Origin of the sequence: Burkholderia sp. CCA53 (assembly GCF_001685525.1) — a bacterium.
Classification (GTDB): Bacteria; Pseudomonadota; Gammaproteobacteria; order Burkholderiales; family Burkholderiaceae; genus Burkholderia; species Burkholderia multivorans.
Genome location: NZ_BDDJ01000001.1, coordinates 2075062 through 2086815 on the forward strand (window position 1 = coordinate 2075062; position 11754 = coordinate 2086815).

The following is an 11754-nucleotide window of genomic DNA, read 5'->3' on the forward strand; positions in this document are numbered from 1 at the left end:
CTCGACATTCGGGGGCGCGGCGTTTTTTTCGCGTGCGGCGCGGCGTCAGATCATCCGCAGCATCTGCAGTTCGCGCTTGATGTACGCATAGAAGATCGGCGCGGCGATGATGCCCGGCAGCCCGAACGCGGCTTCCATGATCAGCATCGCGAGCAGCAGCTCCCACGCGCGCGATTCGATCTGGCCGCCGATGATCTTCGCGTTGAGGAAATACTCGAGCTTGTGGATGATCACGAGGAACGCGAGCGACGCGATCGCGGTGCCCATGCTGACCGACAGCGACACGGCAACGATCAGCGTGTTCGACACGAGGTTGCCGATCACCGGCAGCAGCCCGACGATGAAGGTGAGGAGCACGAGCGTTTTCGACAGCGGCAGCCGCTCGTGGAAGATCGGCAGCGCGACGAGCAGGTAGAGGCCCGTGAACGCGGCATTGATCGCCGAGATCTTGATTTGCGCGAACACGATCCGGCGGAACGCGTCGGCGAAGCGCGACACGCGCGTGACGAGCGCGGTCGACAGCGGCCGGCGCACCTTGCCGTGCTCGACGCCGATCGCGATCATCGCGCCGATGATCATCCCGAACAGCACGTGGCCGAAGCCGCGCGCGACGTTCTTGCCGCTTTGCTGCAGTTGATCCATGTGCGCGGTCATCAGCACCGCGGCTTTCGCCTTCATCTGCTCGACGTCGACCGGCAGCACGTTCGCGATCCATGCGGGCGTGCGCGCGCGCGTCTGTTCGACGATCTGCATCAGCTGGCCGAGCAGCGCCTGCAGGTTCGGCACCGTGTGCTCGAAGTGCTCGACGACCGCGATCGACAGGCCCGTCAGCGCGCCGACGATCGCGATCGCGAGCAGCACGACCGCGACCCAGCGCGCGCGCATGCTCGTCGTGTGGCGCTCGATCACCGGCGCGATCGTATGGATCAGTTGATAGACGAGCAGCCCGGCGAGTAGCCCGCCGAGCAGCTTCAGATCGAGGACGAGCCACATCGCGGCCAGCGCGAACACGTAGCTGCCGATTTCGATCGCCGACAGCTTCGGCAGACTGAAGTCGCTCGTGAGCCGCACGCTGCGCAGGTGCGGCTCGCGGCTTTGCGCATCGCGCGCCGGCTCTTGTTGCTTCTCCATCGTCAATTCCTTGTCGGCAGGAGCGCGTGCGGGCTGCGCAGCGGCTCCGAGCCATCCCGGGCGGCCGATCGCCGCCGATGCACCGGCCTGGTGCGGATTACCAAGCTTACGGCCGTAAAGTATAGCCGCCATTATGGGCTCGAACGGGCCGTTTGGCGTGCGCGGAATGACACGAAGCGGAAATGACGACGGGCGGCGCGGCGGCCGCCCGTCGCGGCGCAAGCGTTGCCCGGCCGCTGCGCGGCGGGCGAGCGGGGCGATTAGCCTGCGGCGACCTTGCGCGTCGGGCGCTTGAGGAGCGGCGCGAGATACTTGCCGGTGAAGCTCGCTTTCGTCTTCGCGACCTGCTCGGGCGTGCCCTGCGCGATGATCTGGCCGCCGCCGGCGCCACCTTCGGGGCCGAGGTCGATCACCCAGTCGGCCGTCTTGATGACGTCGAGGTTGTGCTCGATGATCACGACCGTGTTGCCCTGGTCGCGCAGCCGATGGATCACTTCGAGCAGCAGCGCGATGTCGTGGAAATGCAGGCCCGTCGTCGGCTCGTCGAGGATGTACAGCGTGCGGCCCGTGTCGCGCTTCGACAGCTCGAGCGACAGCTTGACGCGCTGCGCTTCGCCGCCCGACAGCGTGGTGGCCGACTGGCCGAGGCGAATGTAGCCGAGGCCGACGTCGAGCAGCGTCTTGAGCTTGCGCGCGACGACCGGCACCGCGCTGAAGAACTCGTACGCATGCTCGACGGTCATGTCGAGCACTTCGCTGATGTTCTTGCCCTTGTACTGCACGTCGAGCGTCTCGCGGTTGTAGCGCTTGCCGTGGCAGACGTCGCACGGCACGTAGACGTCCGGCAGAAAGTGCATCTCGACCTTCAGCACGCCGTCGCCCTGGCACGCCTCGCAGCGGCCGCCCTTCACGTTGAACGAGAAGCGGCCCGGATCGTAGCCGCGCTCCTTCGCGGTCGGCACGCCCGCGAACAGCTCGCGGATCGGCGTGAACACGCCCGTGTAGGTAGCCGGGTTCGAGCGCGGCGTGCGGCCGATCGGCGACTGGTCGACGTTGATGACCTTGTCGAAATGCTCGAGCCCTTCGATCGCTTCGTGCGCGGCCGGCTCGGCGGACGAGCCGTACAGGTGCCGTGCGACCGCGTGATAGAGCGTGTCGTTGATCAGCGTCGACTTGCCGGAGCCCGACACGCCGGTGATGCAGGTCAGCAGACCGACCGGCAGATCGAGGTTCACGTGCTTCAGGTTGTTGCCGTGCGCGTCGACGATGCGCAGCATGCGCTCGGGATCGGGCGCGATGCGCTCGTCCGGATAGTCGATCGTGCGCGCGCCGACGAGATACTGGCCCGTCAGCGACTGCGGGTTCGCCTGCACCTGCTTCGGCGTGCCTTCGGCGACGACCACGCCGCCGTGCTCGCCCGCGCCCGGACCCATGTCGACGACGTAGTCGGCGGTGCGGATCATGTCCTCGTCGTGCTCGACGACGATCACCGAATTGCCGAGATCGCGCAGATGCTTGAGCGTCGCGATCAGCCGGTCGTTGTCGCGCTGGTGCAGACCGATCGACGGCTCGTCGAGCACGTACATCACGCCGGTCAGGCCGGAGCCGATCTGCGACGCGAGCCGGATGCGCTGCGCTTCGCCGCCCGACAGCGTTTCGGCGCTGCGCTCGAGCGACAGATAGTCGAGGCCGACGTTGTTCAGGAACGTCAGGCGCGCGACGATTTCCTTGATCACCTTGTCGGCGATTTCGCGCTTCGCGCCTTCGAGCGTCAGCCCGTCGAAATAGCCGAGCGCGTCGCGCAGCGGCCAGCCGCTGATCTCGTAGATCGCCCGCGCGTGGTCGCCCGTGCCGATCCGCACGAAGCGCGCCTCGCGACGCAGGCGCGTGCCGTCGCACGACGGGCACGGCTGGTTGTTCTGGTATTTCGACAGCTCTTCGCGCACGGCGACCGAATCGGTCTCGCGGTAGCGCCGCTCGAGGTTCGGGATGATCCCTTCGAAGACGTGCTCGCGCACCGTCGTGCGGCCGCGCTCGTTGATGTACGAGAACGGAATCGTCTGCTTGCCGGAGCCGAACAGCAGCACCTTGCGGATCTTCTCGGGCAGATCCTCGAACGCGGTGTCGATGTCGAACTCGTAGAACGCCGCGAGGTTCTGCAGCATCTGGAAGTAGAACTGGTTGCGGCGATCCCAGCCTTTCACCGCGCCGGCCGCGAGCGACAGCGACGGATGCGCGACGACGCGCTTCGGATCGAAGAACGTGATCTGGCCGAGGCCGTCGCATTCCGGGCACGCGCCCATCGGGTTGTTGAACGAGAACAGGCGCGGCTCGAGCTCCTGCAGCGAATACGAGCAGATCGGGCACGCGAACTTCGAGCTGAACAGGTGCTCGCGGTCGGTGTCCATTTCGAGCGCGATCGCGCGGCCGTCGGCAAGACGCAGCGCCGTCTCGAACGATTCGGCAAGACGCTGCTTCATGTCGGGGCGCACCTTCAGGCGATCGACGACGACGTCGATCGTGTGCTTGTCGTTCTTTTTCAGCTTCGGCAGCGAATCGACGTCGTAGATCTTCGCGACGCCTTCGTTCGCCGTGCCGCCGCCCGAGCGCACGCGAAAGCGCACGAAGCCCTGCGCCTGCATGTCCTCGAACAGCTCGGCGTGCTCGCCCTTGCGGTTCGCGACGACGGGCGCGAGGATCATCAGCTTGGTTTCCTCGGGCAGCGCGAGTGCCGCATCGACCATCTGCGACACGCTCTGCGCTTCGAGCGGAATGTCGTGATCGGGGCAGTACGGCGTGCCGACCCGTGCGTACAAAAGTCGCAGGTAGTCGTGGATTTCCGTGACCGTGCCGACGGTCGAACGCGGGTTGTGCGACGTCGCCTTCTGCTCGATCGAGATCGCGGGCGACAGCCCCTCGATCAGGTCGACGTCCGGTTTCTCCATCAACTGCAGGAACTGGCGGGCGTACGCGGACAGGCTTTCCACGTAGCGGCGCTGGCCTTCGGCATAAAGGGTGTCGAACGCGAGCGAGGACTTGCCCGAGCCGGACAACCCGGTAATCACGATCAGCTTGTGTCGCGGCAGGTCGAGATTGACGTTTTTCAGGTTGTGGGTGCGCGCCCCACGGATACGAATCTGTTCCATGAACCTGGCGAAAATGGAGGAAACCAAACCTGCTACTATAACGGCTTTTCGAGACCGTCGTCGGGGGCCTCCGGCCTTTGCAGCAGGTGGCAGCAAGGCGTTTTCCGCGTCGGGAAAGCAGCCGCGCGGTTCCGGCGGCGGGCGTTCCGGCGGCCGGCGCTCCGGCGGCCGGCACGCCGCGGCATCGCGCCCCGCCGATTGCCCGGCCCTGATCTTTCCGCCCCTGCCGCCGGGCGGACACTCCGATCATTCGAAATTCATTCAGATGTCCAATCCGTCCGCCACGTCTTCCCGCATGAGTGCGCCCGAACTGCGCGCGACCACGTCGCTCGCGGCGATCTTTGCGCTGCGCATGCTCGGGCTGTTCATGATCATGCCGGTGTTCTCGGTCTACGCAAAAACGATTCCGGGCGGCGACAACGTGGTGCTCGTCGGGATCGCGCTCGGCGCGTACGGCGTCACGCAATCGCTGCTGTACATCTTCTACGGGTGGGCGTCCGACCGGTTCGGCCGCAAGCCGGTGATCGCGACGGGGCTGCTGATCTTCGCGCTCGGCAGCTTCGTCGCCGCGTTCGCGCACGACATCACGTGGATCATCGTCGGCCGCGTGATTCAGGGGATGGGCGCCGTGTCGTCGGCGGTGCTTGCGTTCATTGCCGATCTGACCTCCGAGCAGAACCGCACGAAAGCGATGGCGATGGTCGGCGGCTCGATCGGCGTGTCGTTCGCGATCGCGATCGTCGGCGCGCCGATCGTGTTCCACTGGGTTGGCATGAGCGGGCTGTTCGCGATCGTCGGCGTGCTGTCGATTCTGGCGATCGGCGTCGTGCTGTGGGTCGTGCCCGACGCCGCGAAGCCCGTGCACGTGCCTGCGCCGTTCGCCGAGGTGCTGCACAACGTCGAGCTGCTGCGCCTGAACTTCGGCGTGCTCGTGCTGCATGCGACGCAGACGGCGCTGTTTCTCGTCGTACCGCGCCTGCTCGTCGACGGCGGGCTGCCCGTTGCGTCGCACTGGAAGGTCTATCTGCCCGTGATGGCGCTCGCGTTCGTGATGATGGTGCCGGCGATCATCGTCGCCGAAAAGCGGGGCAAGATGAAACCGGTGCTGCTCGGCGGCATCGTCGCTATCCTGATCGGCCAATTGCTGCTCGGCAGCGCGCCGCATACCATCCTGATTGTGGCGGCGATTCTGTTCGTGTACTTCCTGGGTTTCAACATCCTGGAAGCATCGCAGCCGTCGCTCGTGTCGAAGCTCGCGCCCGGTTCGCGCAAGGGCGCGGCCACGGGCGTGTACAACACCACGCAGTCGGTCGGGCTCGCGCTCGGCGGCATCGCGGGCGGCTGGCTGCTGAAGCACGGCGGCGCGGACACCGTCTTCTACGCGTGCTCGGGGCTCGTCGCAGCGTGGCTTATAATCGCGGCCAGCATGAAAGCACCGCCGCGCAAGGCCTGATCCTTCATCCGGGCGGGCACGGGCGGTGCTTGCCGGCGTGCCCGGCGGGCGCCCGCGACTGGATCCGCGGGCGGCCCGGCATCGAATCTATTGGAGAAACACATGGCATCCGTCAACAAGGTCATCCTCGTCGGCAATCTCGGCGCCGATCCTGAAGTCCGTTACCTGCCGAGCGGCGACGCGGTTGCGAACATCCGTCTCGCGACCACCGACCGCTACAAGGACAAGGCGAGCGGCGAGTTCAAGGAAATGACCGAGTGGCATCGCGTCGCGTTCTTCGGCCGTCTCGCCGAAATCGTCAGCGAATACCTGAAGAAGGGCTCGTCGGTCTACATCGAAGGCCGGATCCGCACGCGCAAGTGGCAAGGCCAGGACGGCCAGGATCGCTATTCGACCGAAATCGTCGCCGACCAGATGCAGATGCTCGGCGGCCGCGGCGGCTCGGGCGGTGGCGGTGACGAAGGCGGTTACGGCGGCGGCTACGGTGGTGGTGGCGGCGGCGGTCGCGGCGAGCAGATGGAGCGCGGCGGCGGTGGCGGTCGTGCAAGCGGCGCGGCGCGTGGCGGTGGCGGCGGTGGCCAGAGCCGTCCGAGCGCGCCGGCTGGCGGCGGCTTCGACGAGATGGATGACGATATTCCGTTCTGATTTCCCGCACGCGGAACCCGTGAAGATCAACCCCGCCTTTTGGCGGGGTTTTTCTTTTTGCGGCGGGGATTCCGAGCTTTCTGCCAGCAGCGTGTCGCGGCGGTCCGGGGCGTGTCGTCGACGGGGGGAGACCAGTTCGAAGGCCGCGCTTTACAGTCCGCCACAGTGCGGTCTCGCGTCATTTCCGTTGGGTGGGGGGCGGCGAGGGAGTTTCCTCGTAACCGTGAGGAAAGCCATATTTTTTGTCAGCGGATTTGCAGATAGAGTGAACCGTCGGCGCTGAATGCGAGGTGGAGACCGCCGACAATAATTCACTTTTTATGGAGACCGAATCAATGCGTGCGCTCAATCGAAATGAACTGCAACAAGTCGGCGGTGCCTTTTCCTGTCAGCTGAATCCAGCGCCCGTCAATTGGGCTGCGGTCGGAGGCGCAGCCCTGGTCGGCGCGGTCCGTGGGCCGCAATCTGCGTTGTTGAGCGGCGCAGGAGCCTTTCTCGGGCAAGCCTGGATCTGACTGATCGGCAATTTTTCGTTCTGCCGTGTGCGGGCATTTTGTACGCTCGCACACCGGTATTTTGCAATGGATTCAGGCGTCCGGAGCCCTCATGCGCTTTCGTCGTTCTCAAAGGCCGCTTGTGAAGTTTCTGAGGTATGGCATCTATCCCGATAGATTCAGCACTGAATATGGAGATGGATGGTTTGCCATCCTGCTCGGCGCCTTCGGCAGAACGCTGCCCATGTCGGTCGGGATAGCCGCACTGAGCTGCGTCGTTGCGCCCGGCGTGCTCACGACGGGAGGGCTGGCATTCACGACAGCGATTCTTTTCGCGTACAACGCGTTTTTGGAATGGCACTTGATTCGCCGATCCCGACGCGAAGAGCAATAGTCGGCCGGCACGTGCGCGGCATGCCGATTCCGCGTCACGAGGGGTGATACGATCGCGGTGCCTGACGACGGCCCACGAGCGTTGTCCGGCCTGTCCGGAACGTGACCGACACACTGCCCGACCTCATCGCCCCGCATCTCGACATGCTTTTCTCCAGAATCGATCCGCACATGACGGCCGCCGCGACGGGCCGCCACGTCGATCGACGCCTGTCTTATGCTTCGCATGGCGGCGCTCGGCGCTGCCGCTATCGACCGGAGTTGCCTCATGACGCGAAATAGGCGCACGCCGGGCTGGCCCGGCACCCTGCTGTCGCGTGCGTTCTTCGATCGCGCCGCGCCGACGGTCGCGCCGCTGCTGCTGAACAAGATTCTCGCGTCCGCGGACGGTCGCGCAGGGCGGATCGTCGAAGTGGAAGCCTATGCCGGCGCGATCGACCCGGCCGCGCATACCTATCGCGGCAAGACGCCGCGCAACGCGACGATGTTCGGGCCGCCCGGGCACATGTACGTGTATTTCACGTACGGGATGCACTGGTGCTGCAACTGCGTCTGCGGCCCGGACGGCGCCGGCACCGGCGTGCTGATCCGGGCGCTCGAACCGCTGTCCGGCATCGAGCGGATGCGCGCCGCGCGTCCGCCGCAGACGCGCGATCGCGACCTGTGTCGCGGCCCGGCTCGGCTCACGCAAGCGATGGGCATCGCCGGTGCGCAGGACGGCGCCGACCTCGTGCGCGCGTGCGACGGCTTCGCGATCGTCGACGACGGCACGGCACCGCCCGCGCACGCGAAAGGCGGCCCGCCCATCGGTATCCGCGTCGGCACGGATCTGCCGTGGCGATGGAGCGTGCCGGGCAATCCGTACGTATCGGGGCCGCGTGCGATCGAGCGGTAGGTGGGCACGCGGCGCGCATGCGCGCGCATCGGCGATGCGACTCGCATGCAGCGCGCACGTATAACATCGGAAATTGCAACATGACCGGCGCCGGGTTCATCAGCCTCGTCGGCGGCATCAGCCGCACCCGCACCCCGCACCCCGCACCCCGCACCCCGCACCCCGCACCCCGCACCCCGCACCCCGCACCGCGTTCACGCAATCGCCATAATCGCGTGCGTATGCTGTCCGTTTCGATAGCTCGATCGACAGGGGACACGATGCGGCGGGTCGTATTCAACCAGAAGGGCGGGGTGGGCAAGTCGACGATCGTCTGCAATCTCGCGGCAGTCAGCGCAAGCGAAGGGCTGCGCACGCTCGTCGTCGATCTCGACGCGCAGGCGAATTCGACACGCTACCTCCTCGGCGAACGAGCGACCGACGCGCATCCGGGCGTCGCGGACTTCTTCGACACCGCGCTCACGTTCAGCTTCCGGCCGGTCGACGTCGCGTCGTACATTCATCCCACGCCGTTCGCGCAGCTCGACGTCATGCCGGCGCATCCCGATCTCGACACGCTGCACGGCAAGCTCGAATCGCGCTACAAGATCTACAAGCTGCGCGACGCGCTGAACGAACTGCACGCGTACGACGCCGTCTACATCGACACGCCGCCGGCGCTGAATTTCTACACGCGCTCGGCGCTGATCGCGGTCGAGCGTTGCCTGATTCCGTTCGACTGCGACGACTTTTCACGCCGGGCGCTGTATACGCTGCTCGAGAACGTGAAGGAGATCCGGCAGGACCACAACGCGGCGCTCGAGGTGGAGGGGATCGTCATCAACCAGTTCCAGCCGCGCGCGAGCCTGCCTCAGCGGCTCGTCGACGAGCTCGTGGAAGAAGGGCTGCCGGTGCTTGCGTCGCGGCTGTCGTCGTCGGTGAAAATCCGTGAATCGCATCAGCAGTCGACTCCCCTCATCCATCTCGAACCGACTCACAAGCTCGCGCACGAATTTCGCGCGCTGCACCGCGAATTAGTCGGCTGAATAAACCGGTAAGTATTTGTCATTTGATCCGATCATTGAAACTTTCATTAATAAACGAGAAAACGGTTTCAATGTAAATTCCGAAAAAACGATTACATAAGCGACTGCTTCATCACTCGATGGCTGTACTTGTTTCTAATAGCGGAAATAATGACGGGGTAAGACTTGCTGAATGTTCATGCGATTGACCCAGTAAAAAGGTAACGGCGGCGCGCGTCGGCCCGTAGTGGCGCGGGCATAGGCCGGGAGCCGGAAGCCGGCGGCGACGGATCTCGATGAGCGGATAAGGGTTTATACCTATCATTAATGCCACTTAATCGACAATTAATCGATTTAGAATGCCTCCTCGAACTTCCGGTGCCCAATTAGCAGCGGTGGTTAAATAAAGGAGCCGGACCTCGATCTGGCTTCCATTTTCTTTTCCTCGCCTCTCGCATTGCCAACAGGAGCGTGTCCGATGTCTGTATTTGCCCCCGAAAAACTCGTTGCCGATTATCAATCCGGTGTCGCCGCCTGGTTTGCGATTGCCCGCCCGGCGATCCGCGGTTTCGAGGCCGTCGTCGAACTGAATCTGCAGGCGACCAAGACGGCGCTTGCGGAATACGAGGACAAGCTGAAGGACGCGCTCAACACGACGAACCCGATCGCGGGTTTCGCGCAGCGCGTCGCCGCGCCGCAGGAAGCGGCCGGCAAGGCGGTCGCGTACGGCCGCCATCTGTTCGACATCGCCGTGTCGACGCAGGTCGAATGGACGAAGGTCGCACATGAACAATACGAACAGGCCGACCTTCGGATGAAGGATGTGATCGGCGAGCTGACCAAGCATGCACCGGCCGGTTCGGCACCGGTCGTGGCCGTGCTGAATTCGGCGCTGTCCGCGGCGAGCGCAGCTGCGGAGTCGGTGCGCGCCGCCGCCGGGCAGGCGATGGAGGCCGCACAGAGCAGCTTCGAGACGGCTGGCGAGACGGCTGCCGAGACGGCCGCCCGCACCGGCAAGCAGGTTGCCGCGACCGCTCGCAAGGAAGCGGCCGGGCGCGAAACGGCGGCCTGAGCCCGCGTCGCGCGTTCGCGCGACGTGACCGAAACGGCGCCGGACGATTGCCCCCGCGTGTGCCACGCGGGTGCGAACCGTTCCGGCTGCCTCGATGACGCTGGCGCACGGCGCGACCGTGCGGGGAATCGCGCGCGCTCGCGCTGCGGTGTGTCGGCGCGCATCCGTACGTGGCGTATCGCGACGCGAGGCGGCGAGCGTGTGCAGTTTGCATCGTTTGCCGATCGCTCGTGCCGGCGCCGGACCAAACGATTTGATGCAGGGATTGAACATGACCGACGTAGTGATCGTATCGGCCGCGCGGACCGCGGTCGGCAAATTCGGCGGCTCGCTGGCGAAGGTGGCGGCGCCCGAACTGGGCGCGACGGTGATCCGCGCGGTGCTGGAGCGCGCGGGCGTGAAGCCGGAGCAGGTCAGCGAAGTGATCATGGGGCAGGTGCTGACGGCGGGTTCGGGCCAGAACCCGGCGCGCCAGTCGCTGATCAAGGCCGGACTGCCGAGCGCCGTGCCGGGGATGACGATCAACAAGGTGTGCGGCTCGGGGCTGAAGGCCGTGATGCTGGCCGCGAACGCGATCGTCGCGGGCGACGCGGAGATCGTCGTGGCGGGCGGGCAGGAGAACATGAGCGCGGCGCCGCACGTGCTGCCGGGCTCGCGCGACGGGTTCCGGATGGGCGACGCGAAGCTGGTCGACACGATGATCGTCGACGGCCTGTGGGACGTGTACAACCAGTACCACATGGGCATCACGGCGGAGAACGTCGCGAAGGAATACGGCATCACGCGCGAAGAGCAGGATGCGTTCGCGGCGCTGTCGCAGAACAAGGCCGAAGCGGCGCAGAAGGCGGGGCGCTTCAATGACGAGATCGTGCCGGTGTCGATTCCGCAGCGCAAGGGCGAGCCGCTGCAGTTCGCGACCGACGAGTTCGTGCGTCACGGCGTGACGGCGGAGTCGCTCGCGGGGCTGAAGCCGGCGTTCGCGAAGGACGGTACGGTGACGGCGGCCAACGCGTCGGGCATCAACGACGGCGCGGCGGCGGTGCTCGTGATGTCGGCGCAGAAGGCCCAGGCGCTGGGCCTGACGCCGCTCGCGCGGATCAAGGCCTATGCGAACGCGGGCGTGGATCCGAGCGTGATGGGCATGGGCCCGGTGCCGGCATCGCGTCGATGCCTGGAGCGCGCGGGCTGGACGCCGGGCGATCTGGATCTGATGGAGATCAACGAGGCGTTTGCGGCGCAGGCGCTGGCCGTGCACAAGCAGATGGGCTGGGACACGTCGAAGGTGAACGTGAACGGCGGGGCGATCGCGATCGGTCACCCGATCGGCGCGTCGGGCTGCCGGATCCTGGTGACGCTGCTGCACGAGATGGTCAAGCGCGATGCGAAGCGCGGGCTCGCGTCGCTCTGCATCGGCGGCGGGATGGGCGTCGCGCTGGCGGTCGAACGAGATTAGCAGGAGACCAGGCGCCGTCTTGCGTGCGCGGCGCGGTAGCGCGTCGCGAATGCAGGCAACGGCTTTGC

General features: G+C 65.7%; 10 protein-coding genes. 8 read left to right on the forward strand and 2 right to left on the reverse strand.

Annotated features, from left to right (window positions below):
• Positions 1 to 45 precede the first annotated feature (45 nt).
• Together BCR55_RS09680 and uvrA are read right to left on the reverse strand one after the other, a co-directional pair.
• Positions 46 to 1131, reverse strand: a complete 1086-nt coding sequence (locus BCR55_RS09680) for an AI-2E family transporter (RefSeq protein WP_006406616.1) — start codon at positions 1129 to 1131, stop codon at positions 46 to 48.
• A 260-nt stretch (positions 1132 to 1391) separates the two neighbouring features.
• On the reverse strand, positions 1392 to 4277 hold the full coding sequence (gene uvrA, locus BCR55_RS09685; protein WP_065494493.1) for an excinuclease ABC subunit UvrA: 2886 nt from the start codon (positions 4275 to 4277) through the stop codon (positions 1392 to 1394).
• Between the two features lie 265 nt (positions 4278 to 4542).
• Between uvrA and BCR55_RS09690 the strand changes: the two genes are divergently transcribed.
• From BCR55_RS09690 to BCR55_RS09720, 8 genes are all read left to right on the forward strand, one after another.
• A complete protein-coding gene (locus BCR55_RS09690) occupies positions 4543 to 5730 on the forward strand; it encodes an MFS transporter (RefSeq protein WP_006406614.1) in 1188 nt (395 codons plus the stop codon).
• A 102-nt stretch (positions 5731 to 5832) separates the two neighbouring features.
• Complete coding sequence (locus BCR55_RS09695; RefSeq protein ID WP_065494494.1) at positions 5833 to 6375, forward strand: single-stranded DNA-binding protein; 543 nt, start codon at positions 5833 to 5835, stop codon at positions 6373 to 6375.
• Positions 6376 to 6665: 290 nt separating this feature from the next.
• Positions 6666 to 6890 (forward strand): hypothetical protein, encoded by a 225-nt coding sequence (locus BCR55_RS32340; protein WP_139094028.1) that lies wholly within the window; start codon positions 6666 to 6668, stop codon positions 6888 to 6890.
• Positions 6891 to 6981: 91 nt separating this feature from the next.
• Positions 6982 to 7263, forward strand: a complete 282-nt coding sequence (locus BCR55_RS09700) for a hypothetical protein (protein WP_080560722.1) — start codon at positions 6982 to 6984, stop codon at positions 7261 to 7263.
• A gap of 267 nt (positions 7264 to 7530) precedes the next feature.
• Positions 7531 to 8157 (forward strand): DNA-3-methyladenine glycosylase, encoded by a 627-nt coding sequence (locus tag BCR55_RS09705; protein ID WP_065494495.1) that lies wholly within the window; start codon positions 7531 to 7533, stop codon positions 8155 to 8157.
• 260 nt (positions 8158 to 8417) lie between these two features.
• Positions 8418 to 9182, forward strand: coding sequence for a ParA family protein (locus BCR55_RS09710; RefSeq protein ID WP_065494496.1), 765 nt, complete (start codon positions 8418 to 8420; stop codon positions 9180 to 9182).
• A gap of 457 nt (positions 9183 to 9639) precedes the next feature.
• Complete coding sequence (gene phaP / locus BCR55_RS09715) at positions 9640 to 10233, forward strand: TIGR01841 family phasin (RefSeq protein WP_006406593.1); 594 nt, start codon at positions 9640 to 9642, stop codon at positions 10231 to 10233.
• 271 nt (positions 10234 to 10504) lie between these two features.
• Complete coding sequence (locus tag BCR55_RS09720; RefSeq protein WP_065494497.1) at positions 10505 to 11686, forward strand: acetyl-CoA C-acetyltransferase; 1182 nt, start codon at positions 10505 to 10507, stop codon at positions 11684 to 11686.
• Positions 11687 to 11754: the final 68 nt, after the last annotated feature.

What these genes read in the sequence shown, in the direction of transcription:
- BCR55_RS09700 (WP_080560722.1), top strand. Translation starts at nt 6,982, where the DNA reads ATGCGCTTTCGTCGTTCTCAAAGGCCGCTTGTGAAGTTTCTGAGGTAT.
- BCR55_RS09710 (WP_065494496.1), top strand. Translation starts at nt 8,418, where the DNA reads ATGCGGCGGGTCGTATTCAACCAGAAGGGCGGGGTGGGCAAGTCGACG.
- BCR55_RS09690 (WP_006406614.1), top strand. Translation starts at nt 4,543, where the DNA reads ATGTCCAATCCGTCCGCCACGTCTTCCCGCATGAGTGCGCCCGAACTG.
- BCR55_RS09680 (WP_006406616.1), bottom strand. Translation starts at nt 1,131, where the DNA reads ATGGAGAAGCAACAAGAGCCGGCGCGCGATGCGCAAAGCCGCGAGCCG.
- uvrA (WP_065494493.1), bottom strand. Translation starts at nt 4,277, where the DNA reads ATGGAACAGATTCGTATCCGTGGGGCGCGCACCCACAACCTGAAAAAC.
- BCR55_RS09705 (WP_065494495.1), top strand. Translation starts at nt 7,531, where the DNA reads ATGACGCGAAATAGGCGCACGCCGGGCTGGCCCGGCACCCTGCTGTCG.
- phaP (WP_006406593.1), top strand. Translation starts at nt 9,640, where the DNA reads ATGTCTGTATTTGCCCCCGAAAAACTCGTTGCCGATTATCAATCCGGT.
- BCR55_RS09695 (WP_065494494.1), top strand. Translation starts at nt 5,833, where the DNA reads ATGGCATCCGTCAACAAGGTCATCCTCGTCGGCAATCTCGGCGCCGAT.
- BCR55_RS09720 (WP_065494497.1), top strand. Translation starts at nt 10,505, where the DNA reads ATGACCGACGTAGTGATCGTATCGGCCGCGCGGACCGCGGTCGGCAAA.